Genomic DNA, 22547 nt, shown 5'->3' on the forward strand with positions numbered 1-22547 from the left:
TCGGCTCCACGGTCAGCTCCGCCTGGAGCTGGCAGGGGCGAAGATCTTGCCGATGATGCGCGCGATGATGTTGAGCGCCATCACGATGACGATGAGGACGAGAGCAGCGCCCCAGGCGCGCGCGAACCCGGGCGGGTCCGACCCGTCGGGCAGCCGCACGCCGGGCGAGGAGAACTGCGAGAAGATGTAGACGGGCAGCGTGGTCATCCGCTCGGAGAACGGATTGAAGTTGTCGGAGTCGGTCAGCCCAGCAGTGAGCAGCAGCGGCGCCGTCTCGCCGATGACGCGGGCCACCGCCAGCGTGACGCCGGTGATGATGCCGCCCAGGGCGGTCGGGATGACGACCTTGACGATGGTCCGCCACTTCGGGACGCCCAAGGCGTACGACGCCTCGCGGAGGTCGTCGGGCACCAGCCGGAGCATCTCCTCCGACGACCGCACCACGATGGGGATCATCAGCAAGGAGAGCGCCACCGAGCCCATGAAGCCGTTGCGGATCTCCGGTCCGAAGATCAGCACGAACAGCGCGAGGGCAAACAGGCCGGCGACGATCGACGGGATGCCCGTCATCACGTCGACCAGGAAGGTCGTCCACCGGGCGAGTCGGCTGCCCTTGCCGTACTCCACCAGGTAGATCGCGGTGAACAGTCCGATCGGCACCGAGATCAGCGCAGCCACCAGTGTCACCAGGAGGGTGCCGAAGATGGCGTGATGGATGCCGCCGCCGGCGCCGACGACGTTGCGCATCGAACTCATCAAGAACTCGCCGTTCACGGCGCCACCGCCCTTGGCGACGACCATCCAGACCAGCCAGACCAGGGGCAGCACCGCGACCAGTGACGCCGCCCAGACCAGGTTCGTCATCAGTCGATCCACAGCCGAGCGACGGTTCTCCAAGATCAGCGACCAGATCGGCAGCCCGACGGTGAACAGCAGCAGCGCCACGACGGCGAGGGCCACCACCCCCCAGTCGAGCAGCAGGGTGATCAGACCGGCGAGGGACACTGCGATCACGGCCACCACGAGGCCGGCCCAGCTGGGCAGCCGCGGGTGCGAGATCGGCAGCGTGTCGACCTCGGCGGGCGGGGAGTCGAGCGAGGTCATCGGGCCATCCGCCGTTCGTTGCGCGAGGTGATCCACCGGGCTGCGAAGTTCACCGCGAAGGTGAGCACGAAGAGCACCAGACCGGTGGCGATCAGGACGTGGATCTTGCCCGGCGTGCCCTCCTTGTAGGAGGCGGCGATGTTGGACGCGACGGTGGCGGGGTTGGTCGAGGAGATCAGGTTGAGGGTGACGACCGGTGACGCGGACAGCACCATCGCGACGGCCATCGTCTCCCCGAGGGCGCGACCGAGGCCGAGCATCACAGCCGAGACCATGCCGGACCGACCGTAGGGAAAGACCGCCATCCGGATCATCTCCCAGCGGGTGGCACCCAGGGCCAGTGCCGCCTCCTCGTGCAGCCGTGGGGTCCGGGCGAACACCTCACGCGACAGCGCGGTGATGATGGGCAGGATCATGATCGCCAGCACGATGCCAGCGGTCAGCATGGTGCGGCCGGTGGCCGAGACCGGGCCGGCGAAGAATGGCAGGAAGCCCGCGTGCTCCTCGAGCCAGGCCTGCACCGGCTGAGACGCCGCGGACAAGGCCATCGCGCCCCACAGACCGAAGACGACCGAGGGCACCGCAGCCAGCAGGTCGATCAAGTAGGCGAACGGGACCGCGATCCTCGCCGGTGCGTAGTGGGAGATGAACAGAGCGATCCCGAACGCGAACGGCACCGCGATGAGCAGGGCGAGGACAGCGGCGAGGACGGTGCCGAAGACCAGTGGCGCGGTGTAGCCGATGAAGGTGGTCGCCGGGCGGTAGATCTCCGCCGGCTGTCGCAACCCCGGGATGCCTTCGATGGCCAAGAACACGAAGACGCTGGCCAGCGTCACCATGATCAGCAGGCTGGATCCTCGTGACAGCCCGGCGAAGATCCTGTCACCGATCCGGGTCGTCTGCTTGCCGGTGCGGACCTCGGCCTCGGGTGGTTCGGTGAGGGTCGGGGCGGACACGTTGCTCCTTGGCTCGAATGCTTCTCGATCTGCTGGTCGTCGCTGGCCCGACGTCCCCCGGACGCCGGGCCAGCGAAGGGACTACTTGCCGGAGATGGCCCCGACGATGCCCTGGGCCTCGCTCGCCAGCTCGGAGTCGAGCGGGGCGGAGCCGGCCTGCTCCGCGGCGGCCTGCTGGCCGGCGTCGGAGACGATGTAGGACAAGAAGCCGCTGACCATGGCGGCCTCGTTCGCGTCGTCGTAGTGCTGGCAGGCGATCAGGTACGACGCCAGCAGCAGCGGGTAGGCGCCCGCCTCGGTCGTCGTACGGTCGATGTCGATCGCCATGTCCACGTCGGAGCGACCCTCGGCGCGCTTCGAGACTGCCAGCACCTTGGCGGCGCCCTCGGCGGACGGGGCGTTGAAGGCGTCGCCGACCTGGATCGCGACCTGGCCGAGGGAGCCGGCCTGGCTCTCGTCGGCGTAGCCGATCGTTCCGTCGCCACCGCTGACCGCATTGATCAGGCCGGAGGTGCCCTCACCGGACTCGCCGCCCTTGATCGGCCAGACGCTGTCGGCGTCGTAGCCCCAGGCGCCGTTGCCGGCCTTGGCGAGGTAGTCGGTGAAGTTCTTGGTGGTGCCCGACTCGTCGGAGCGGTGCACCGGAGTGATCTTGGTGCTCGGCAGCTTGGCGTCGGGGTTGAGCTTGGCGATGGCCGAGTCGTTCCAGGCGGTGATCTTGCCGTCGAAGATCTGGGCGATCACCTCTGCCGACAGATTGAGGCTGTCGACCCCGGAGAGGTTGAACACCACGGCGATCGGGCTGACGTAGGCCGGCACCTCGATCGGGTCCTCGCCACCGCAGCGCTCCTTGGCCGCGGTCAGCGCGCCCTCGTCGTCGTTGAGGTAGGAGTCGGAGCCGGCGAACGAGTAGCCACCGTTGTTGAAGTTCTCGACACCGGTGCCGGAGCCAACCGGGTCGTAGTTGATGGTCACGCCGGAGTTGTCGGTCTGGAAGCCAGCCCGCCACGCGGCTTGCGCGCTCTCCTGGGAGCTGGCGCCGCCGGCGTTCAAGGTGCCGGACAGGCTGGTGCTACCGGTGTCTCCGGTGCTGTCGCCGGCCGGGTCCTCGTTGGAGGCACTGCAAGCGGTCAGCGCCAAGGCGAGGGCGGCGACGCCGGGCACCAGCACCCGGCGGATGGAAGTGCTCTTCACTTCGTCTCTCCTGATGTTCATCGTGTTCTGACATCAGGGACGCTAGGGAGACGAAGTGACCGGATACGGCGGCGTCGGTGAACGGCGGGTGAACACAGGCCGCCGAGTCGGCAACGTGAGGAGTGATCAGGGCCACTGCTCGGTGGCGACGACGCGGGCGCGGCGGTGGTGCACGACGAGCATGGCGCCCGGATCGAGCTTCGGGTCGGGGATCTGCAGAGCGTCGAAGATGGTGGGCAGGATCGGCCGATGCGTGCAGATCACGACGCTCTCGCCGCTGTCCACCAGCTCGTCGACCACCTTGACGACCCGCTTGGCGGTGGCGTCCTCCTCGCTGAGCCGGTCGGTGGTGTCGAGCGGCCAGCCGGAGGCTTCGGAGTACGGCGCCACGGTCTGCACGCACCGTGCGCTGCTGGAAGAGAGGATCGTGCTGACGCCGTACGCCCCTAGGAGCGGCGCCAGCCGCCGGGATTGGGTCATCCCTGCCACGAGCAACGGCCGCAGCCGGTCGTCTTGTCGCCAGGCCTTGCGCGAGCGTGCCTTGCCGTGGCGGAGCACGATCAACGCCTGGGTGGCCTTGCGCTGGCCCTCCGACTCGACGAGGGTGTCCCGGTCGTGGTCATAGCTGAGCAGTGTGTGTGCCTCGGCCCGCGACACCCAGCGGACGTCGTCGATCTCCTTGTTGGGCGCATAGCCGCTCACGTCGTCGTCACCGTCGACACGGCCGATCCAGTAGTGCACGACCTTCATCCGGGTGCGGCCGAGCGGATAGCGCTGGCTGCTCAACCGTGGGCCGAGACGGATCGGCAGCCCGGTCTCCTCGAGGACCTCGCGGACTGCGGCCACCGGCACGGCTTCACCACGGTCGAGCTTGCCCTTGGGGAAGGACCAGTCGTCGTACCGTGGCCGGTGCACCAGGAGCACGTCGCCACCCTTGCGGGTCACCACCGCACCCGCTGCCCGCACGTCGGGTCGCTTGGCCATGGCGTTAGTCAAGCATCCACGGCCCGGTCACCGCAGAACTGGCTCCTGGGCCAGCCGAGATTCAGTCGCCGACACGCGGATGAGGGACGACGCCCAGGATCCGGTCGATCTCCTCGGTGGAGAGAGGCTCCTCGGCCTCGCTGGCAGCGATGATCAGGTTCGTGGTCAGCTCCACCTCGCGTAGGAGGTCACCATCTTCGAGCGTGACATCGAACTGGTCGTACACGCTGCCACCTCCTTCTGCGACCGGTCTGGCTGGCTCCGAGAAGGAAGTGTCGTCCACTTCCGACTCCCCATCAAACATCCTCCTGGGTCGGAGGTCCAGCCGCCGAGAACCCGGACTAGTCCTCCTATGGTAAAGAACTTCCACCAGGATGTCTCGCACTTCCCAGAAGTCACAGCAACATCGTTTCGTCACAGATGCGCGACGGGTCTGGGGACGAAGATCACACGATCGAATGGAAAATGCAGTAGGCCCCGCCCAGTCGGGCGGGGCCTACTCGCCTCGTCGGCGTGAGCCGGTCGAGGTCAGCCGATCAGACGGCGCGGACGTTCTCCGCCTGCGGACCCTTGGGGCCCTGAGTGACCTCGAACTCGACCCGCTGGTTCTCCTCAAGGCTCTTGTAGCCCTGCATCTCGATAGCCGAATAGTGCACGAAGACGTCGTCGCCGCCGTCCTCCTGTGCGATGAAGCCGAAGCCCTTCTCGGCGTTGAACCACTTCACGGTGCCCTGAGCCATTGCGCTCGTTACTCCTTCATCGGGGCGAGAGCCGCCACCTCGGCGACCCGCGTCAGGTGCGGTGACACGTCGCTCCGACTTGCTTTCACTCCACGCCCCTGGCTGGGGCCTCGCTACACAAGCTAGACACGCCGTTGGCTCACAAACTCCGCTGGCGTCACACCTGCTGGAACTTCTGCACCTGACACTAGACCTGACCCTACCAAGATCGGCTCGTCGGCGAACCATCCCGGACGTCGGATTTCATCGACTGGTCACCCGGCCGTTGCCAAGGCACCATGTGTGCTGCCCACAGCCTGCAGAGAGGACCGTCCATGAACAGCTCTACCGAGCAGTCTGGATACGCACGTCGGCTGATCCCCATGCTGGGCCGCGACCCGCACGAGCGGGGCCGGGTCGCCAGTCCGCTCGAGCTCCTCTACGACCTCACTTTCGTGGTCGCGATCGGTGTCGCCTCCGAGCAGCTCGCCGAGATGGTGGCGGCGGGTCACCCGGGCCGAGGGTTCGTCGGGTTCGGGTTCGCGATGTTCGCGATCCTGCTCGCCTGGATCAACTTCTCCTGGTTCGCCTCTGCCTTCGACACCGACGACTGGCTCTACCGCCTGCTGACGATGGTGCAGATGGTTGGCGTCGTCGTGTTCAGCCTCGGCATCGCCCCGATGTTCCACAGCATCGAGGAGGGACATCACGTCGACATCACCTTGATGGTCGCGGGGTACGTCGTCATGCGGATCGCCCTGGTCGCCCAATGGGCCCGAGTCGCGCGACAGTCGCCGCAGTTCCACACCGTGGCGCTCCGCAACATCTGGTGGATCTCGATCTGCCAACTGGGCTGGGTCGCCCTGGCCGTGCTCGACCTGGACCTCGTCGGGACGTTCACCTGGATCGTGGTGCTCGGACTGGTCGAGTTCGCCGTGCCTGTCTTCGCCCAGGGCCGCGCCAGCGGCACGCCCTGGCACCCGCACCACATCGCCGAGCGCTACAGCCTGTTCGCGATCATCGCGCTCGGCGAGGGCGTGGTGGGCACGGTTGCGTCTTCGCGGGGTGCGCTCGGCGGCGTCACCGGCGACGACTGGAGCGCCGCCGCTGTGTTGGTGCTGGTAGCCGGCGTAGGGATGACGTTCAGCATGTGGTGGACCTACTTCTTGCTGCCCTTCGGTGACCTGCTCCACTCGCGGCCCGGCCGCGGCTACGTGTTCGGCTACGGCCATCTCCCGGTCTTCGCCGCGATCGCCGCCACCGGTGCCGGGCTGCACGTGGCCGGCCTCTACCTCGAGTCGTCCGCCGCCGGCGAACACGGCGAGCACCACCTCGCGGTCACCCCGCTGGGCGTGGTGGTCATGGTCGCCGCCGCGCTCGCCGTCTTCTACGTCGCTCTGGTGCTGTTGGTGAAGGGGCTCGGCTCGCCGGTGGGCTCCGTCTGGATCATCCTCGGCACGCTGGCCGTCCTCGCCCTGGCCGTCCTGGTGGGCGCCCGCTCGATGCCGATCGGCCTGATCGTGGCCATGCTCGGGTCGTTCGTCCCCGTCCTCGGCCACGAGATCGCCGACCGCCTCCACACCTGAGGCCCCGCCCGGGGCATGCGGCGGCCGTTGGTGAGTAGGCCGTGTCGGGCTCGAACCGACGACCAATGGATTAAAAGTCCAGTGCTCTACCAACTGAGCTAACGGCCCGGGCCAAGTCTGCCTTACCCCGCGAGACGTCGTACTCTCCGGTCGCTCGGGGCGACCAGGAGGCACGACGTCCGCGGCGCCGACAGCCCACCCGCGCGCGACCTGCTCGCCCCGATCGAGATGGCCGAGTCGGCCGAGCCTGACGAGACCACCCTCGACCCGCCGGCTACGCCTCCACAATCACCGTCGTCGCCTTGACCACGGCGACGGCCGGCTTGCCGACCTCGAGGCCCAGGTCCTCGGCCGCCTCGCGACTCATCAAGGACACGATCCGGAAGTCACCGCAGGCCAGCTCCACCTTGGCCATCACACCGTCCTGCTCCACCCCGACGACGATCCCGGGCATCCGGTTGCGCGCACTAGACCGCGAGCTCGACCCGGAGAGCCCGGCCAGGATCCTGGGCAGCTCCGCGACCGGCAGGACCCGCTGAGAGCCTCTGCGTTGGAAGGTGATCCGCCCCTGTTGCTCCCAGCGGCGCAGGGTGTCGACGCTGACGCCGACCGCCTGGGCGACCTCCCCGATGCGCAGAAACTCGCTCACGCCGGCCAAGCATAGAGGCGTGGGCCCTGGGCGACCGGATGCCAACCCGAGTCGACCTCAGCGCGTGGGGAAACGCACTCCACCGAGCAGCTCGACCCGGACGGTGTCCCCGGCCTGCGGCGGCCGCGCATCGGCGTACGCCTGGACCCGACCGGTCGGCAGATCGACCTCGACCAGAGCACCATCCTCGGTGCGCCGCACCCGGACTGCCGTGCCGACCAGAGAGCCGTGGGGGTCGAGCCGGACCTGGCTGGCACGGGTGAGCAGCACGCCGTCGTCGTTGCTGAGTCGACCGCGATAGCCGAGGAACCGCGCGACCTCCTCGGTCGGCGGCGATTGCAGGACCTCGTCCGGGGGGCCGTCGGCGGCGATCCGACCGTCGAGCAACACCAGCATCCGGTCGGCGAGCGCCCAGGCGTCGGCGCGGTCCTGCAACACGACCAAGGCAGCGCCCGCGTGCTGGCGCAAGGCATCGGCGGTGTCGTCTCGAAACGTCGCCATCGCATCCGGATCGAGCCCGGCGAACGGCTCGTCCAGGATCAGCAGATCGGGCTGCAAGGCGAGCCCGCGCGCCACGTGCACCCGGCGCTGTTCACCACCGGAGAGCCGCAGTGCGGGCCGGCGGGCGAGGTGCTCGGCACGCATCAGCGCCAGGGCCGTCATCGCCCGCTCTCGCCGCTCCGATCGCGGGACACCCCACCAGGTCAGCGCGAGCTCGACGTTGCCGAGCACCGAGCGCCGGGCGAGGCCCGGGCTCTGCAGCACCGTCGCACATCGACCCTGCCGCTTCAGTGAGCCGGTCGTCGGCTCGAGGAGGCCGCCGATCAGGCCGACAAGACTGCTCTTGCCCGCGCCGTTGGGGCCGAGCAGCGCGACCACCTCGCCCTCGCGCAGGCTCAGGTCGACCTCGTGCAGGACGGTGCGACGACCGCGGCGCAGCGAGAGCCCGCTGCCGACGACGACCATGCCTTCGTCGGCGCCTTCCTCGGCACGGACTGGACGCGAGTTCACGAGGGCGCCCTCGGGTGACCCGCCTCACCCTGCTGGATCCAGGTCAGCACCGCGGTGATGAGCAGGATCAGGGCGAGCAGGATGATTCCGATCGCCAGGCCCGGAGCGAACTGGCCGGCATCGACGCGGGCAAGCGCGGCGCTGGCCAGGGTCTGGTCGACGCCCTCGATGTTGCCGCCGACCAGCACCACGGCGCCGACCTCGGACAGCCCCGAGCCGACTGCGGCGATGGTGGCAACCAGGATGCCGACCCGTGCCTCCCGGAGCGCGAGGATCGAGAGGCGGGCTCGTCCGGCGCCGAAGGCGCGCGCCTGATCGAGCAGGCCCACCGGCAACGAGCGGACCGCGGCGGCCGTCAGCGCGATGATGATCGGCAGGACCAGCACCGTCTGGGCGATGTAGACCCCGCGCAGGGTGAACAGCAGATGGAAGCGGCCGAGCGGCGCCTGGGGAAACATCAGCAGGGCGAGCACCAGACCGACCACCACCGGCGGCAGGCCGAGACCGGCGTTCGCGACGACCAGGGCGGCCCGGCGGCCCGGGAATCGGCCGAGCCCCAGCGCCACGCCGGCCGGCAGGCCGAGGACGAGCCCGGCGAGGGTAGAGAAGCCGGCGACCTTCAGGGTCACCCAGGTGATCTGCCACAGCGCCGGGTCACCCCCGGTGACGAGATCCCAGGCATCACGCAGCCCCTGGAGGAAGAAGTCCACGGCTCACTCGCCCGAGCCGTCGCCGGCCCCCTGGTCGGCCTTCTCTACGACATAGACCAGTCGTCCGTCGTCGAGCCGGTAGACCTTGCCGATCTGGCTGCCGCGACCGACCACCTTGCTGCCGTCCTCGGGCACCTGCCGGACCTCCTGGTCGGGACGCACCCGGATCACGTTCGCCGGCTGTTGCAGGCCGTGCTCGGTGATCGAGTCGGCCAGCTTGAGCGACGACAGTGCCGCCAGCAGGAAGCCCAGGGATAGCACGATGCCGAGGTCGAACAGGTTGACCAGGCCGTCGAGGGGGTCGCCGGCACGGTCCTCACGGCGTGACGGTCGACGAGACACCCGGATCATGACTGCTCCTTCCTGCCGAGGGCTGCTCGGTGACCTGGTCGACTCGGCCCCTCTCCATGTGGGCCTTGTCATCGGGGCCTTCGAGCGCGGATTGCCTCGTCGCGAGCGGCTGGCTGGTGAGGATCGCGGCGACGTACTCCAGGTCGGAGAAGTCCTGGCCGTAGAGCCGGTCGCGGCTCAGGGTCAGCCCGAAGGCGACCATGCCGATCAGCAGTCCCAGCACGGTGATGCTGAAGGCGAGCTGCAGGTTGTCGGTCAACGCGGTCACGTCACCCTGAGCCAACCCGGCCAGCGCCGGCGAGAGCGGAATCAGTGTCCCCATCAGGCCGAGGGCGGGGCCGCTGCGCACCAGCAGCCGGGTGCGGCCGAGCCTACGTTGCGAGGCGAACTCGAAGTCGGCCAGCACCTTGCTGAGCTTCGCGTCGGCGTCCGGACTCAGCGCCTGGTCCCCCATCCGGCCCAGCGCCCGACTGGTGGCGGGGGTCCAGCCCTGCCCCCGCAGCAGCCTGCCCGCCCCGGAGGCATTGCCCTCGGCGAGCATCGACCGCGCTTCGTCGGCAGCGGCCTCGATGCGGGGGAAGCGACGGCGCAGATGCTGGAAGATCTCGACCGCGAAGGCACCCAGGTCGACGATCAGCACGAGCAGGCTGAGCAGCGCCAAGATGACGACCGGGAGCTCCAGCCTCTCGGCGACCTGGAAGATCCGCTGATAGATGTCCTCACTCATCAGTGCTCACCACCGCCGCCAGATGGGCACGGGCAGACGACGCCGTACTCCGCGGGTCTGGCCGAGCGCGCCGAGACCGAGCAGTGCGACCAACGAGCCGGCCCCGAGCACCAGCATCCGATGCTCGACCGGCGGCACGGAGTGCGCGGGTTGAGCGGTCGCCTTCCGCTCGACCTGACTGCTGGTGGGCGTCACCGTGACGGCGTCGTCCAGCAGGATCCCCTGAACCTCGGTCCCCGAGGCCGGCTGCTGCCGGTCGTGCTTTCGCTGGTGCGGCTTGGGCTTGTGGCCCCCGGTCCCGTCAGGGGTGCCCTCCTGCGGAGCGGCATCGTGGTCGCCGGCTTCGCCGTCGTGGGTGCCCGAGCTGTCGCTGGGGCCGTACTGCTGGGCATCCGGATTGTCGTAGTGTCCAGAGCCAGGTCCCGGCTCGTCGCCCGGACCAGGCTTCTTCCCTACCTGGATCGCCGTCGTCGCCGTGCCTGCGGCACCGCTGTCCGCGGTCACGGTGAGGGTGACTTGGTACGTCGACCCGCCCTGCTGCCAGGCATGTGACGGCGCCGGGTCGGTGGAGGTGGCACCGTCACCGAAGTCCCAGGTGTAGTGCAGCGGGCTGTCGGCGGGCTGGGTCAGGGTCGCGGAGAAGGACACCGGCTTGTCCACCTCGGTCTTGGTCGCCGATGCCGCGATCACTGGGTGGAGCACCTCCCCCGAGGTGTGCACCCGCATCTGAATCGCACCGTTGTTCAGCGACTGGAAGGAGTCCTTGACGTTCACGTCGGAGGAACCGGGTCGCAACGGGCGGATGAAGGAGACGGTGTGCGGGTTGCCGCTGCCGTTGCCGAAGAAGGCCGGCATCAGGCCATCGGCAAAGGGGAAGCGAGCCGACCCGGGTGCGCTCAGGTCGTCGCCGGCGAGCACCGTCGTGTTGGGCAACCCGTCAGCCTGCACGGCAACCGAGCCGACCTGGTCGGGGTCGACTCCGACCAGGGTCTGCAGCACGGTGCGCACCGAGGTGACGTAGTTCGGCTGGGGCTCGGACTGCGTGGGGCCGCCGGGCCTGGCCCGGACCTGGTAGGGCACCGGACTCGGGCCCGGGTCCCGAGCACCATCCAGCGCTGCGTAGGTGATCACCCGTGGCGAGTCACCGTTGATCGTCACGATCACGCAGGCCTGCCCGCTGGGACAGGAGGTCGCGGCCGCCGCTGGCTGGACAGGCAGGACCGCGGCGCCGGCCAGTGCCAACGCACCAGCCAGCGCCGCGGCACCGCGGCGACAGTGCCACCTCACGCTGCTCCTCAGCTTGGATCCACGGTCAGGGAACGGTCACCGTTCCCACGCTGCTCACGCCCGGCTTGATCAGGCCAGCGTTGACGTAGTGGACCTGGTAGCGCCAGCTGCCGCTGCCCAGCTTGAAGGACGCAGAGTAGCTCTTGGCGCCATTCTTCAGCTTGGTTTCGCCGACCGGCTTCAGTTTCTTGCCCGGGTGGGCGGCGTAGAGCACCACGGTGGCGTTCTTGCCGGTGACCTTCGGCGCCAGTGCGCCGGAGACCTTGAGCTTGCCGTTCTTCACGCTGGCCTTCTTGACCGTCACTGCGCCCTTCACCTTGACCGCACTCAGCGGCGTGGAGGTGGCGTGCAGGATGTCACCGAAGACCGGGTCGAGGTGCGAGTCCTCGATCTTGACGATCTTGCCCACCGAGAGCGAGTAGGTCGCGTTCATGGCCGGCTTGAAGGTCAGCGAGAACTTGCCCTTCTTGTTGGTCTTCGCGGTGGTGATCTTGGTCGGCGCGCTGCCAGGGAAGGCGGTCGGCACGCGCATCAGGCTCACCTTCTCGCCGTTCAGGGCCGGCATGCCGGGGACCACGTTGGAGAGCGTGCCGGTCACCGTCACCTTGCTACCCGCCTTCACGGCCTTGGGCAGCCCGGAGCCGGTCAGCACCGGAGCAGCGGACGGGATGAAGGGCGGGTCGCTCGGGTCGAGGAACTTGCCGACCTCCTCTTGAGTTTCGGCGGAGGTGATCCAGTTCAAGAACCGCTTCGCGGCCACCGCGTCGGTGTTGGTCGCGGACGGGTCGGGGAACGCTGCCGGGTTGATGCCGTAGGCGTGGAAGGAGTTCACCAGCAGGGACTGGCCGCCTCGCGAGGTGTCGTCGTTGTCGCGGGTGACGATCTTGAGGTGCTGGGCTCGGTCGACCGACTTGAGATACTGGAACGTGCCCCGGTCGGTCAGCACGTAGCAGTTGCCCTCGTCGCTCGGGTAGTTGCAGACATCGGCATTGTCGATGTTCGGGCCCTGGGTGAGGCCGGTGGCGTGGTACCAGTCCGGGTAGTTGATCGAGGCCGGGCAGTCACCGGTGTCCACGCTTGGCGAGGTGCCGCCGCCGTTGGCGTCGCTCATCTGGCAGGTGGTCACACCGGTGGTGTGCGACCAGATGATGTGCTCGGCAACGGTGGTGCCCGGCGTACCACCACGGGAGACGAAGTTGGCGTCGCCCGCTGCTCCGGCAGCCGCGATCTTCTCGAAGGCGGTGACGATGTCGTGGTCGCCGGTGCTCATCACGTCGGCCGGATCGTCGTTGGGGCCGAGCAGGACGTAGTCGCCCCAGAAGATCGCCCGGCCGTACTTCTCCAGCGAGTAGCCGTCGCCGACGAACTGGTTCTCCAGCGCAGCCGCGTGCACCAGCAGCGCAGCGGCAGTGCCGGCCTGGGCGTAGGCGATGGCGGCGCCGGTGCCCTTGCTGACGTACTGCAGGTCATACTCCGGATAGGCCGCCTCGAAACCCGGCTCGATCACGGTCTGGACCAGGTTGGAGTCGTAGACGTCGCTGGTGCCTACGACGACGAACGGCTTGGGATCCGCGGCTCGGGCCGGCGAGCCGGCGGGCACGAGGGAGAGGAAGGAAAGGGCGCAGAGTGCGGCGGCCGCGCGGGCCAGCCAGGTACGGCGAATCGGCATAGGAGAGTCATACACTATTACCTAGGTAATGCCTAGGTTGAAGTCGAGCCACTGACGCTCGGACCGTCGACCCTCAGGCTGCGGCGTCGGAGCGCCGTCGCAGCCACTGCCAGATCAAGGTCACGATGACCGCGCCGGCGAGGGAGCCGATGATCCCACTGGGTCGCAACGCGACGCCGTCCCCCGACAGCAGACTGATCAGCAGCCCGCCGACGAAGGAGCCGAGCAGGCCGGAGCCGAAGGCCATCGGCCAGTCGATGCCCTTGGTGGACCGCCCCAACAGGAGCTGGGCGCCCGCGCCGATGACCATGCCGAACAAGATGATGCCGAGGATGAGCATTGGACGAGGATAGAGCGCGGCGACCACTGTCGTGACGTCCGGTCGGCCGCTGGCCGACCTCTGGGCCGCCACCTGCGGCGTTCCCGGGACGTCGACGACGGAGGCAGCCCCGAGTGGGGTTGTCCAGACGTCTTTGCCCAATCGTCTGCGGAGACAGTGGCGCGGGACGTACTTTTCCGGTATGAGCGCTCCGCAACAGGGTGACCCGTCGAGCACGGCGTTCGACCTCTTCGACCGGTGGATGACCAACCGGGAGGCCCCCGCCAAGGCCCCCGAGGCGACCCCGGCCGCACTCGACGACATCGTCATCGCCGACACCAAGGCCAGCCGCGAGGCGGCCCGCGCGCGCCTCGAAGCCGCCCGCCTGGAGCAGGAAGACCTCGAATCCACGCCGACCACCGAGTCGGCCGCCCCCGTGCTGACCCCGGTCGACAGCGCGTCCCCCGAGCCCACCATCGAGTCCCCGGCGGTCGATGCGCTCGTCGTCCAACCGGCCGCGCAGGCCGCTGCTGCCGAGCAGGCGTGGGGGGTCGGCGCCGAGATGCCGCCGTTCGAGCTCCCCGCCTATCGACCACCGCACGCTGCTGCGGTCCCCTCGGAGGACGCCGCACCTTCCGTGCCGGCGGCACCTTCGGGTGGCAAGCGACGAGCTGCCGTCGCCACCGACTCCGCCCCAGTCATCGCCGCCCCCAGCGAGGGGCGCCGGCGCCGTCAGGTCGAGCCCGATGCCGCCCCTCTGGTCGCGGCCAAGGCAGCCGCGGAGACGAGCACACCCGCCGCCGCGGTGATCGAGCCTGTCGAGACTCCGACGACGGTGGAGCCGGTCGCCGAAGCGGCCCCCAGCGTCGCCACCCCGCCCGAGCGGTCCTGGGCCGAGACGCTGGCCGCGCTCGCCCAGACCGAGACCGTCCCGAAGGAGGGCACGACCCCGCCCCTGGTCGAGTCCGACGAGCTGCGGTCCACCGGCTGGGGATCGACCGAGGACGCTGCGAGCAAGCAGAAAGCTCGCAAGCGCGACACCAACGCGGCCGAGTCGACCGAGGAGTCCGACGACGACGCCCGCAAAGGCTTGAACCTGAGGCTGATCCTCAACGTGCTCGCGATCGTCGCGGTGCTGGGTGCTGGCGCGGCCGGCTACTTCCTCTTCAAGGGCTCCGACTGGGCCCTCCGACCGACTGCCGGCCTCACCGCCCTGGGCACCTTCTTGGTCAGCGCCCGGTTCACGGTCTGAGTCGACGAAGCCCGCTCCGGATCAGACTGACCCGTCCTCGGCAGCAGGGGGATGGTCGGAGTCCTCGGTGGAGACCAGCTCGGCGACCCCGCCGGCGAGACGCTCCATGGCCATCCGCCCGAAGACCTGCTGCTCGGTCGTCGTACGCTCCGAACGGCCGCGACTGAGGAAGGTGATGAACCATCGCAGCAGCGTGGTCACTCGACTCTTGAAACCCGCGATGTAGAGCAGGTGCACGAAGAGCCACAGCAGCCAGGCGACGAAGCCGGTGAGCCGGAGCTTGCCGATCACCGCCACCGCGCGGAAGCGGGAGATGGTCGCCATCGAGCCCTTGTCGTGATATTCGAACCGCCTCTGCGGCTCGCGGCCGCGGACCCGCCGCCTGATCTGGTCGGCTGCGTAGCGGCCTCCTTGGATCGCCACCTGGGCCACGCCGGGGAGGTGGTCGAGATCGATCATGTCCCCGACGACGAAGACCTCGGGGTGGCCAGGCAGGGTGAGGTCGGGCTGTACGGCGATGCGGCCGCTGCGATCCAGCGTGGCGCCGCTCTGCTCGGCGAGGGTCTTCGTCAGCGGCGACGCCTGTACGCCGGCCGCCCAGACCTTCGTGACCGCAGGGACCCGGTCACGGCGACCGTCGGAGTATTCGACGGTGATGCTGCGCGCGTCGAGGTCGACAACCCGGGCACCGAGGCGGACGTCGATGCCGAGCTTCGTCAACGCCGTGGCGGTCTTGGCGCCCAGCTCGGGGCCGAAGGGCGGCAGCACCTGGTCGGCGGCGTCCACCACGATGATCTTGGCCGTGCGGGTGTTGATCGCCCGGAAGTCACGCTGGAGCGTGTGCTGGGCGAGCTCGGCGATCTGCCCGGCCATCTCCACCCCGGTCGGCCCGGCACCCACGACCACGAAGGTGAGCAGGTCGTCGACGTCCTCGCCACGCAGGGCGGCCAGCTCGGCCAGCTCGAAGGCACCGAAGATCCGGCCCCGCAGCTCGAGCGCGTCGTCGACGGTCTTCATGCCGGGCGCGAAGTCGGCGAACTCGTCACGCCCGAAGTAGGACTGCGTGGAGCCGGCCGCCACGAGGAGGAAGTCGTACGGCGTCACGGTGGCGCGGCCGAGCACCTCGGAGGTCACCGTCCGTGCGGTCAGGTCGATCGCGGTCACCTCACCGAGCAGGACTGTGGCGTTGCGCTGTCGGCTCAACAGCTCTCGCGTGGGCGGGGCGATCTCGCCGGAGGAGAGGATGCCGGTCGCCATCTGGTAGAGCAGCGGCTGGAACAGATGGTGAGCGGTCTCCGCGATCAGGGTGACCTCGACGTCGGCACGTTTGAGGGCGCGAGTGCCGAAGAGGCCGCCGAACCCAGAGCCGATCACCACCACCCGGCTGCGGGTGGCCGTCTCGGTGCCGGTCATGTGAGTGCTCCCCAGTTTTCTAGACAACCTTCCCCGATTGCCTTCCTGTCTCGCCTGAAAGGCCCTCATAGGGTTAACCGATCTCCCCCGTCCGCATTCCCGGACATGACCCGTTCGGGCCATCGTGTGGTGACGGACCGGACGGAGAGTGGTCTAGCCGTGTTTGAAGAGGGTCAGATGGGGGTAGAAAGGGCTGTGACAGGACTTTCCCCCTCAGCCAACCTGGACCGCCCGTGCCCCTCGACAAGCCACCGCTGCGACTGGGCACCGACCCGCGCGCCGTGCATCAAGCACGTCAGTGGGTGGTGGCTGCCTGTGACGAGCTGGACCGGCACGAGTTGGTCGAGTGCGCCGAGTTGGGCATCTCCGAGCTGGTCACCAACGCCTTGCTGCATTCCCGCGGCCCCATCACGGTGCGACTGCGCGGCACCGTCATCCACCCGCGGGTGGAGGTGACCGACTCCTCACCGGAGCCGCCGGTGCTCAACCCGGTCGATCTCGAGGACCCCGACGATCTGCTCAGCACCTTCGGCCGCGGGATGAACATCGTCGCCCGGTGCGCGGTGTCGTGGGGTGCCTCGATCGAGCCGGACGGCAAGGTGGTCTGGTTCGAGCCCGCTCCCGCTCCCCACCAAGACGACGTCCCGGCCGGAGCTCTCTTCGATCTGCACGACCTACCTCAGGCGCGGCTGGAGCCGCAGTTCCCGGCTCGCGTGCTGCTGACGAGCGTCCCGGTGCATACGGCGCTCGGGCTGCGCCAGCACTACCACGACCTGCGTCGTGAGGTGCGGCTGCTGGCGTTGGCCCACGAGGAGGACTATCCGCTCGCGCGTCAGCTCAGCTCGGTGTTCCATCGGTTCGACCAAGTCTTCCCCCGCGAAGTGCACGTCCAACTCGAGGCGGCGGCAGCCCGGGGGGCCGAGGTGGTCGATGTCGATGTCCTCGTCGACGGCCACCATGCCGGGGTCTTCGAGCAGATGCTCCGCCTGCTGGATCTTGCCGACGAGTTCTGCCGCGCGCAGCGCTTGCTCTCGCTCGCCCGCACCGCCGAGCAGTTGACCTTCCAGCGGTGGTATCTCGGCGAGTTCATCCGCCAGGCCCGCGGCGAGAGTCCGGTCGCCTGGTCGGCTCGTCGCACTCCTGTCCGCGCCGGCAAGTAGGCCAGCTCACGACCCGGGGGCCGTCAGCCGTAGCCCAGCTCGTGCAGCCGGGCGTCGTCGATACCGAAGTGGTGGGCGACCTCGTGGACCACGGTGATCCGCACCTCGTCCTCCAGCTCGGCCATGGAGTCGCACATCTCGAGCAGCGGGCGACGGAAGATCAGGATCCGCGCGGGCAGGAAGCCGCCGAAGTCGGCGCTCTGCTCGGGCAGCGACACCCCGTCGTACAGCCCCAACAGGTCCGGATCGTCGGGCGGCGCATCGTCGTCGACCAGGACAGCCACGTTGCTCACCAGCTGGGCCAGCTCGTCGGGAATGCCGTCCAAGGCCCGCTCCACCAGGGCCTCGAACTCCCGCATCCCCAGCTCGACCGGCATGTCAGAGACCCTAGACGGGGCGCGATGAGGGCGGCCCGCCACGGATCGGGCTCGGCGTTGTGGCGCAAGGACTCCTCGATGTGGGCGTATTGAAGGACCGCGACGACAGCGCTCCGGCGCAGTTGAGGGCCGGGCGGTTCAACCGACATACGTTCTGGTGCGGTCAGAGCGGGTCCGGCGAGACCTACGCCCCGGGCGTCGTCCTCGAACAACTGCTCATCGAAACCCGGATGTCGGCCTGCACGTGCGATGGCTCGACCTCGACCTGCCCTCCAAAGGCGGCCGCGCTGAGGCTCGATCCCGTCCAGGACCCGGTGGATTACCACGCGTTGCTGCACGTCGTCGATAGCGCGCAGGGCGACGCGACGAAGTTGGTCGAGAGTCTGCAGGGCGAGGTGCTCTTCGCTGGCGGCTTCATCGCCGAGCCCTCGATCGTCCAGGTCGGCGCCCGGCTCACCGAGGAGGGCGGCTCGGACGTGAAGGTGCCGCTGGACTGATCCAGCTGTCGTCGTACGGCGGGCCACGATGTGCGCCGAGGGCGGCTACTCGGCTACTGCGTGGCCAGTGACTCCAGATAGGTCACCACTGCGAGCACCCGCCGATGCGTGGAGCCGTCGTCGTACAGGTCGAGCTTGGTGAAGATGTTGCGCAGGTGAGCCTCGACGGTGCGCTCGGAGAGGAGCAACTTGGTCGCGATCGTGATGTTCGAGTGGCCCTCGGCGACCAGGGCAAGCACCCCGCGCTCACGATCCGTCAGCGGGTCGAGCGCCGTGGGGGTCGTGCGGGGGTGCACCAGCGAACGCACGACCTCGGGGTCCAGCGCCACACCGCCGTCCGCGATCCGCCGGCAAGCATCGTCGAACTCGTCGAGTCGGAGGACTCGGTCCTTCAGCAGGTAGCCGAACCCAGGGGTGCCGATCAGATCCAGGCAGTGACGAAGCTCGATGTGCTGGGAGAGCAGGAGCACCCCGACCTGCGGATGGGACTCACGGATGCGCGCCGCAGCCCGGGCGCCGTCGTCCTCTCCGAGGGGCGGCATCCGGACGTCGACCACGGCGAGGTCGGGCGAGGAGTGGGCAACGGCTGCTTCGAGCGCGTCGGCGTCTCCGACGGCGGCGACCACCTCGTGGCCGGACTCGGTGAGAAGCCGGACCAGGCCCTCGCGGAACAGCAGCGAGTCTTCGGCGACCATCACTCTCACAGCAGGGCCTCGACACGGGTGCCGACTCCCGCTGGGCTCTCCACCCGCAGCGAGCCTCCGACGGACAGCACTCGATCACGCAGCGAGGTCAGCCCGCCCTCCGAGACACCACCCACGCCATCGTCGACCACCTCGACCTCGACGCCGCCTTCGCGAGGGCCGACGGTGACCAGGATGCGGTTGGCCGCAGCGTGTTTGAGAGCGTTGGTCACCGCCTCGGCCACCACGAGGTAGGCCGTGAGCCTTCTTGCTTCGTCGAGGTCGACTGGCTCGTCGACCTTGAGCGTCAAGGGCACCGGGCTGGCGTCGCACACAGACGCGAGCGCGGGCCCCAGTCCGTCGGAGAGCCGCACCGGCCGGACACCGTGGGCCAGCTCCCGCAGCTCGGTGACGGTCTCCTCCAACTCCGTGACAGCGGCGTCGACATCGGCGGCATCGGCGTCCTCCCCCCGCTTCGCGAGCCGACGCTGCAGTCCGCGCAGTCGCATGCCGGTGGCGACGATTCGCTGCTGGGCCCCGTCATGCAGGTCACGCTCCAGCCGTCGACGCTCGACCGCCGCCGCCTCGACCAAGCGCAACCGGGATGCCTCCACCTCGGTGAGGGCATCGTGCAAGACCAGTCGCAGCCGGCTCACCTCGATCGGCACCCAGGCAGCCTTGGCAAGATCCGCCAGGCGTCGGCGTGCTCGGCTCGAGTCCCAGCCGAGGGAGATCCGAGCCACCACGTCGCCACTGGCCTCGAGTGCGAAGCCCTGCGGCTTCGCCACGGGTGTTCCGTCGAGTCTGACCCATTGGCCGTCCGGGCGGACCACCTGCACGGCGAGATCCGGGTCACGCTGCACCTCGCGAAGGACCTTCTCGACCTCCTCCGGTTGCCTGCGGCCCGCGCGAACATCCGCCGCGAAACGCTCGATCGCCACCACCGAGACATGGCGATCGCGGTCGACCACTCGCCCGACCCAACTGGCGACGAGGCGGTGCAGCGGGAGCAGCGCCAACGCGGTCGCGAAGGCTGCCGTCGCACTCCCGAGGCCGGTCCGGGCCGATAGCGCGTGGCCGACGGCGAACACCACGCACCCGAAGATCGCGGCCGAGGCGAGCAAGGTGATGGCCCACGACGATGACGCGCTCAACAGCCGGTCGATGTCGAACAGGTCGTAGCGGATCACGGCGATCCCGACCGCGGCCGGGACCAGCACCACGATGCCGAGCAGGAAGGGTGTGTACGCGACCGCGAGAGGTGCGCCGGCGATTTCTAGTCCCCATCCGATGGCCAGCATGACCACCACCGCCGCGCCGGCGAAGATCAGCCATCGAATCTGCTGGCGCTGCCGAGTGGTGCCGCGTCGATAGCGGATCACCAGCGAGGCGACGGCCAGCGCCATCGCGACGCCGATGCCGACCAACGACGCGACGAGCAGGGCGAGCCGCCACGGAGCAGGTCCCGGACCGAGGTCGTTGCCGTCGACGTCGTGCGGTCCCCAGGTGTTGATCAGGATCGCCAGCGAGGCGGCACCGAACACCACGGGTGTCGCACGCGAGAGCCACCCTGGCCGCGGTCCGTCGGGAAACACCAAGAGCAACGCGAGCAGCCCCGCCAGATTCACCGGCCAGGCGCCGATCACCATGCGATTGGCCACCGAGGCCAATGGCAGCGGGTCAGGGTCGAAGTACGACGCCGCCAGGATGTCCACGCCGTAGACCACGCCGATGGACGCACTGCACCACGCCAACGCGGGGCCGACCGGGGAGCGCGGCTCCCGCAGCACCACGACCCAGCCGCCGGCTACCGCTCCGAACGCCGCGAGGGCCACTGCGACCTCCGACATGGCGCCGCCAGCGAAGGTGGTGCCGACCGCGACCGCCACCACGACGGCCGTAGCGGCGGCGACGAGGCAACGAGACGTCGTTGGCGACACCCCGCCAGTGTCCCAGTCCGCGCGCCGTACGCCCATCAGTGCCTGCACGTAGGCGAGATCCGGATGCGGTGCCCGCGCCAACGCGGACGATGGCCCGGCCTCCCCGCAGCGACGATGGCCGAGCCGGGCCGCAAGGCCATCACCAACTCACTCGAAGGGATCCCCTCATGGGTCTCATCTACACCATCTTGTTCGGCTTCACCCTCGGGTTCTTCGTCAAGCAGCGGGGCGTCGCGATCGTCGGGTTCATCGCCGGCTATGCCTGGGTCTTCTCCTACCAGAGTCTCGAGCTGCTGCTCGAGATGCTTGGCGGGAAGACCGGCGAGGCGTTCGGCGCCGACATGCCCATCACGCTGCCGGTCCGCTACCGGGACTCCGACGTCGCCGCCTACGGCATCGTCAATCTTGTCTTCATGCTGGTCGGTGTCGGCCTGGTGGTCCTGGGCGGCTACGTCGCCGCGCGCCGTGCCGCGAAGAAGTCGGCCGTGTCCGTCGCCTGACACCGCTGCGGATACTGGCACGACCGGGACGGGCCAAGCCCTGGCCCATGTGGCGCTACTTCTCCTTGTCGTGGTCGCGCAGCAGTTGACGAAGTCAGGGGGGCGAGCAGGTCCTTCTGGCGGCCTGCAGCGGTCTTGCTGCGGACCACGTCGGCCAACGTGGCGATCAGAACCCGGACTGCGCCGACGGTGTGTGACTCGGCAGTGCGCGCCAGGTCCGGGTAGCCCTCGGTGCCATCGGGCTCGAAGGTCAGGTCGATGTCGCCGTGCAGGTGCGGAGGTTCAGTTTCAGCGCGGCCAGTGCCTCGTCCCGCGCCATTTCCAACTCCCGCTGCTTGTCGGGGAAGTTCTTCGCAAGCGCGTCCAGGACGTCGTCATGGTCGTCGCACGCCTCCAGCCGGATCCGCGGCTCCAGATCCGCAGCGGCCAGGATCCGGTACAGCAACGGCAGCGTCGGCTGCATCACGCCCGACTCGATCCGGGCGACGGTCGAGTGCGGCACGCCGGCCGCCTCGGCCTACGCGAGCTGGGACAGACCCGACTCGATGCGCGCCAGCTTGAGCAGGCTCGCTGCCACCTTCTCGGTGTCAGTCGTCCTGGTCAAACCGGGCTTTGCCGCCACTTGTGTTAGCCGATCCGCGTTCAATTCGCCGCTCGAGGGAGCCCTGCCCTCCGAGAGGCGTCCCACGCTGACCCGCGCTGGCTGCTGTGCGCTGGCTGCTGCAGAGATGACGAAGGCCCTCTGATCTGCGCTTCCGCAGTTCAGAGGGCCTTGACGTGAGCGACCCCGACGGGACTCGAACCCGCGGCCTCCGCCGTGACAGGGCGGCGCGCTAACCAACTGCGCTACGGGGCCTTGGTGGCCGGATGGAACTCTAACTCATCCGCCGTCGCCGAACCCAATCGAGGCGGGACCAGCCGTTGCTTGCCGGCGCCGCATCAAGCATGGCGGATCGGCCAGCCCAGTTCGTCGGCAGCGACCACGGCGAGTGGGCCGACCGCGGGGTGACTCAGCGGTCGGGCGAAGCTGGGTCCGTCGGGGAAGGCGTCGTGGGCCGGGCCGAACAGGGTGACCAGCGGGCGCCTGGTGATCGTTGAGTGCGTCAGCAATCCGTCGAGGTCGGGCCACGTGCTCCCGATGACCCGCGCCCAGGCCCGGCACGTGTTGCGGGGGGCGGAGTCCAGCGAGCCCGAGGCACCGTTGCGCACTGCCCAAGTGTCGGTCAGGTCGAGCAGGTGAAGGTCGACGGGGAACCCACCCCACCAGCGCGCGGGCGGGGCTGAGGCTGATGCCCCAGGTGCTCTGGAAGATCTCGCCGAAGACGGTGGTGCAGTCCGTGGCCGCATAGAGAACCGCCCTATCCTCATGCCCGCCTTCGTGCTCGCCGACGGGATCGGGGGGGATCCCATCGTGAGGTCAGCAGGGGACCCCAGGTGCGCAACTGGTCCCAACGCACAC

At 69.0% G+C, this 22547-nt stretch carries 24 protein-coding genes, 2 tRNA genes and 1 pseudogene; 5 read left to right on the forward strand and 22 right to left on the reverse strand.

What is annotated here, in order from left to right:
- Positions 1 to 12 precede the first annotated feature (12 nt).
- From pstA to QM714_RS10940, 6 genes are all read right to left on the reverse strand, one after another.
- The gene (gene pstA, locus QM714_RS10915; protein WP_415100337.1) at positions 13 to 1104 is read right to left on the reverse strand and encodes a phosphate ABC transporter permease PstA; all 1092 of its coding nucleotides are present in this window, start codon (positions 1102 to 1104) and stop codon (positions 13 to 15) included.
- Positions 1101 to 2060 carry a phosphate ABC transporter permease subunit PstC gene (gene pstC, locus QM714_RS10920; protein ID WP_415100339.1) on the reverse strand — a complete coding sequence of 320 codons (960 nt, stop codon included), beginning with the start codon at positions 2058 to 2060 and terminating at the stop codon, positions 1101 to 1103. Before pstC ends, pstA begins: the two co-directional genes overlap by 4 nt.
- A gap of 81 nt (positions 2061 to 2141) precedes the next feature.
- Positions 2142 to 3254 carry a phosphate ABC transporter substrate-binding protein PstS gene (pstS, locus tag QM714_RS10925; protein ID WP_415100341.1) on the reverse strand — a complete coding sequence of 371 codons (1113 nt, stop codon included), beginning with the start codon at positions 3252 to 3254 and terminating at the stop codon, positions 2142 to 2144.
- 126 nt (positions 3255 to 3380) lie between these two features.
- Positions 3381 to 4238, reverse strand: a complete 858-nt coding sequence (locus tag QM714_RS10930) for an NUDIX hydrolase (protein ID WP_415100343.1) — start codon at positions 4236 to 4238, stop codon at positions 3381 to 3383.
- A 61-nt stretch (positions 4239 to 4299) separates the two neighbouring features.
- On the reverse strand, positions 4300 to 4464 hold the full coding sequence (locus QM714_RS10935) for a hypothetical protein (RefSeq protein WP_415100345.1): 165 nt from the start codon (positions 4462 to 4464) through the stop codon (positions 4300 to 4302).
- A gap of 310 nt (positions 4465 to 4774) precedes the next feature.
- Positions 4775 to 4978, reverse strand: coding sequence for a cold-shock protein (locus QM714_RS10940; RefSeq protein ID WP_415100347.1), 204 nt, complete (start codon positions 4976 to 4978; stop codon positions 4775 to 4777).
- A 314-nt stretch (positions 4979 to 5292) separates the two neighbouring features.
- On the opposite strand from QM714_RS10940, the gene QM714_RS10945 reads away from it, so the two are divergent.
- Positions 5293 to 6543: a low temperature requirement protein A gene (locus QM714_RS10945; protein ID WP_415100349.1), complete on the forward strand. Its 1251-nt coding sequence runs from the start codon at positions 5293 to 5295 to the stop codon at positions 6541 to 6543.
- A gap of 35 nt (positions 6544 to 6578) precedes the next feature.
- Here the strand turns inward: QM714_RS10945 and QM714_RS10950 are convergent.
- From QM714_RS10950 to QM714_RS10990, 9 genes are all read right to left on the reverse strand, one after another.
- Positions 6579 to 6651: transfer RNA gene (locus tag QM714_RS10950), tRNA-Lys, on the reverse strand.
- 166 nt (positions 6652 to 6817) lie between these two features.
- Positions 6818 to 7192, reverse strand: a complete 375-nt coding sequence (locus QM714_RS10955; RefSeq protein ID WP_415100351.1) for a TOBE domain-containing protein — start codon at positions 7190 to 7192, stop codon at positions 6818 to 6820.
- 57 nt (positions 7193 to 7249) lie between these two features.
- Complete coding sequence (locus QM714_RS10960) at positions 7250 to 8203, reverse strand: ABC transporter ATP-binding protein (RefSeq protein ID WP_415100353.1); 954 nt, start codon at positions 8201 to 8203, stop codon at positions 7250 to 7252.
- Complete coding sequence (locus QM714_RS10965; RefSeq protein WP_415100355.1) at positions 8200 to 8913, reverse strand: ABC transporter permease; 714 nt, start codon at positions 8911 to 8913, stop codon at positions 8200 to 8202. The genes QM714_RS10960 and QM714_RS10965 overlap by 4 nt, the downstream gene beginning before the upstream one ends.
- 3 nt (positions 8914 to 8916) lie before the next feature.
- Positions 8917 to 9264 carry a DUF2149 domain-containing protein gene (locus tag QM714_RS10970; protein WP_415100357.1) on the reverse strand — a complete coding sequence of 116 codons (348 nt, stop codon included), beginning with the start codon at positions 9262 to 9264 and terminating at the stop codon, positions 8917 to 8919.
- Positions 9230 to 9991, reverse strand: a complete 762-nt coding sequence (locus tag QM714_RS10975; RefSeq protein WP_415100359.1) for a MotA/TolQ/ExbB proton channel family protein — start codon at positions 9989 to 9991, stop codon at positions 9230 to 9232. The genes QM714_RS10970 and QM714_RS10975 overlap by 35 nt, the downstream gene beginning before the upstream one ends.
- Before the next feature lie 6 nt (positions 9992 to 9997).
- Positions 9998 to 11278 (reverse strand): PKD domain-containing protein, encoded by a 1281-nt coding sequence (locus QM714_RS10980; RefSeq protein WP_415100361.1) that lies wholly within the window; start codon positions 11276 to 11278, stop codon positions 9998 to 10000.
- A 25-nt stretch (positions 11279 to 11303) separates the two neighbouring features.
- On the reverse strand, positions 11304 to 12947 hold the full coding sequence (locus QM714_RS10985) for a substrate-binding domain-containing protein (protein WP_415100363.1): 1644 nt from the start codon (positions 12945 to 12947) through the stop codon (positions 11304 to 11306).
- A 73-nt stretch (positions 12948 to 13020) separates the two neighbouring features.
- The gene (locus QM714_RS10990; protein ID WP_415100365.1) at positions 13021 to 13287 is read right to left on the reverse strand and encodes a GlsB/YeaQ/YmgE family stress response membrane protein; all 267 of its coding nucleotides are present in this window, start codon (positions 13285 to 13287) and stop codon (positions 13021 to 13023) included.
- 181 nt (positions 13288 to 13468) lie between these two features.
- Here QM714_RS10990 and QM714_RS10995 point away from each other — a divergent pair, with 181 nt between their 5' ends.
- Positions 13469 to 14518 carry a hypothetical protein gene (locus tag QM714_RS10995; protein WP_415100367.1) on the forward strand — a complete coding sequence of 350 codons (1050 nt, stop codon included), beginning with the start codon at positions 13469 to 13471 and terminating at the stop codon, positions 14516 to 14518.
- A gap of 21 nt (positions 14519 to 14539) precedes the next feature.
- Here the strand turns inward: QM714_RS10995 and QM714_RS11000 are convergent, their stop codons facing one another.
- Positions 14540 to 15931, reverse strand: a complete 1392-nt coding sequence (locus QM714_RS11000; RefSeq protein WP_415100369.1) for an NAD(P)/FAD-dependent oxidoreductase — start codon at positions 15929 to 15931, stop codon at positions 14540 to 14542.
- A gap of 233 nt (positions 15932 to 16164) precedes the next feature.
- On the opposite strand from QM714_RS11000, the gene QM714_RS11005 reads away from it, so the two are divergent.
- Complete coding sequence (locus tag QM714_RS11005; protein WP_415100371.1) at positions 16165 to 17091, forward strand: ATP-binding protein; 927 nt, start codon at positions 16165 to 16167, stop codon at positions 17089 to 17091.
- A 23-nt stretch (positions 17092 to 17114) separates the two neighbouring features.
- Here QM714_RS11005 and QM714_RS11010 read toward each other — a convergent pair whose 3' ends face one another.
- Positions 17115 to 17468 (reverse strand): metallopeptidase family protein, encoded by a 354-nt coding sequence (locus QM714_RS11010; RefSeq protein ID WP_415100373.1) that lies wholly within the window; start codon positions 17466 to 17468, stop codon positions 17115 to 17117.
- 80 nt (positions 17469 to 17548) lie between these two features.
- Here QM714_RS11010 and QM714_RS11015 point away from each other — a divergent pair, with 80 nt between their 5' ends.
- Complete coding sequence (locus tag QM714_RS11015) at positions 17549 to 17965, forward strand: hypothetical protein (protein ID WP_415100375.1); 417 nt, start codon at positions 17549 to 17551, stop codon at positions 17963 to 17965.
- A 53-nt stretch (positions 17966 to 18018) separates the two neighbouring features.
- On the opposite strand, the gene QM714_RS11020 is transcribed toward QM714_RS11015, so the two are convergent.
- The gene (locus QM714_RS11020; RefSeq protein WP_415100377.1) at positions 18019 to 18660 is read right to left on the reverse strand and encodes a response regulator transcription factor; all 642 of its coding nucleotides are present in this window, start codon (positions 18658 to 18660) and stop codon (positions 18019 to 18021) included.
- A gap of 5 nt (positions 18661 to 18665) precedes the next feature.
- Positions 18666 to 20669: a histidine kinase gene (locus tag QM714_RS11025; RefSeq protein ID WP_415100379.1), complete on the reverse strand. Its 2004-nt coding sequence runs from the start codon at positions 20667 to 20669 to the stop codon at positions 18666 to 18668.
- A gap of 86 nt (positions 20670 to 20755) precedes the next feature.
- Between QM714_RS11025 and QM714_RS11030 the strand changes: the two genes are divergently transcribed.
- The gene (locus QM714_RS11030) at positions 20756 to 21088 is read left to right on the forward strand and encodes a hypothetical protein (protein WP_415100381.1); all 333 of its coding nucleotides are present in this window, start codon (positions 20756 to 20758) and stop codon (positions 21086 to 21088) included.
- A gap of 250 nt (positions 21089 to 21338) precedes the next feature.
- On the opposite strand, the pseudogene QM714_RS11035 reads toward QM714_RS11030, so the two are convergent.
- The 3 genes and pseudogenes from QM714_RS11035 to QM714_RS11045 form a co-directional block, all read right to left on the reverse strand.
- Positions 21339 to 21593 (reverse strand): annotated as a pseudogene (locus QM714_RS11035) (hypothetical protein); the annotation flags it as partial.
- A 277-nt stretch (positions 21594 to 21870) separates the two neighbouring features.
- A tRNA-Asp gene (locus QM714_RS11040) sits at positions 21871 to 21944 on the reverse strand.
- An 83-nt stretch (positions 21945 to 22027) separates the two neighbouring features.
- Positions 22028 to 22297: a hypothetical protein gene (locus QM714_RS11045; protein WP_415100383.1), complete on the reverse strand. Its 270-nt coding sequence runs from the start codon at positions 22295 to 22297 to the stop codon at positions 22028 to 22030.
- Positions 22298 to 22547: the final 250 nt, after the last annotated feature.

This window comes from Nocardioides sp. (genome assembly GCF_047602075.1).
Classification (GTDB): domain Bacteria; phylum Actinomycetota; class Actinomycetes; order Propionibacteriales; family Nocardioidaceae; genus Nocardioides.

Excerpts from the sequence above, each read along its gene's own strand:
- QM714_RS10995 (WP_415100367.1), top strand. The coding sequence starts at position 13,469 with ATGAGCGCTCCGCAACAGGGTGACCCGTCGAGCACGGCGTTCGACCTC.
- QM714_RS11020 (WP_415100377.1), bottom strand. The coding sequence starts at position 18,660 with ATGGTCGCCGAAGACTCGCTGCTGTTCCGCGAGGGCCTGGTCCGGCTT.
- QM714_RS11030 (WP_415100381.1), top strand. The coding sequence starts at position 20,756 with ATGGGTCTCATCTACACCATCTTGTTCGGCTTCACCCTCGGGTTCTTC.
- QM714_RS10940 (WP_415100347.1), bottom strand. The coding sequence starts at position 4,978 with ATGGCTCAGGGCACCGTGAAGTGGTTCAACGCCGAGAAGGGCTTCGGC.
- QM714_RS10985 (WP_415100363.1), bottom strand. The coding sequence starts at position 12,947 with ATGCCGATTCGCCGTACCTGGCTGGCCCGCGCGGCCGCCGCACTCTGC.
- QM714_RS10930 (WP_415100343.1), bottom strand. The coding sequence starts at position 4,238 with ATGGCCAAGCGACCCGACGTGCGGGCAGCGGGTGCGGTGGTGACCCGC.
- QM714_RS11010 (WP_415100373.1), bottom strand. The coding sequence starts at position 17,468 with ATGCCGGTCGAGCTGGGGATGCGGGAGTTCGAGGCCCTGGTGGAGCGG.
- pstA (WP_415100337.1), bottom strand. The coding sequence starts at position 1,104 with ATGACCTCGCTCGACTCCCCGCCCGCCGAGGTCGACACGCTGCCGATC.
- QM714_RS10990 (WP_415100365.1), bottom strand. The coding sequence starts at position 13,287 with ATGCTCATCCTCGGCATCATCTTGTTCGGCATGGTCATCGGCGCGGGC.
- QM714_RS10970 (WP_415100357.1), bottom strand. The coding sequence starts at position 9,264 with ATGATCCGGGTGTCTCGTCGACCGTCACGCCGTGAGGACCGTGCCGGC.
- QM714_RS11000 (WP_415100369.1), bottom strand. The coding sequence starts at position 15,931 with ATGACCGGCACCGAGACGGCCACCCGCAGCCGGGTGGTGGTGATCGGC.
- QM714_RS10945 (WP_415100349.1), top strand. The coding sequence starts at position 5,293 with ATGAACAGCTCTACCGAGCAGTCTGGATACGCACGTCGGCTGATCCCC.
- QM714_RS10975 (WP_415100359.1), bottom strand. The coding sequence starts at position 9,991 with ATGAGTGAGGACATCTATCAGCGGATCTTCCAGGTCGCCGAGAGGCTG.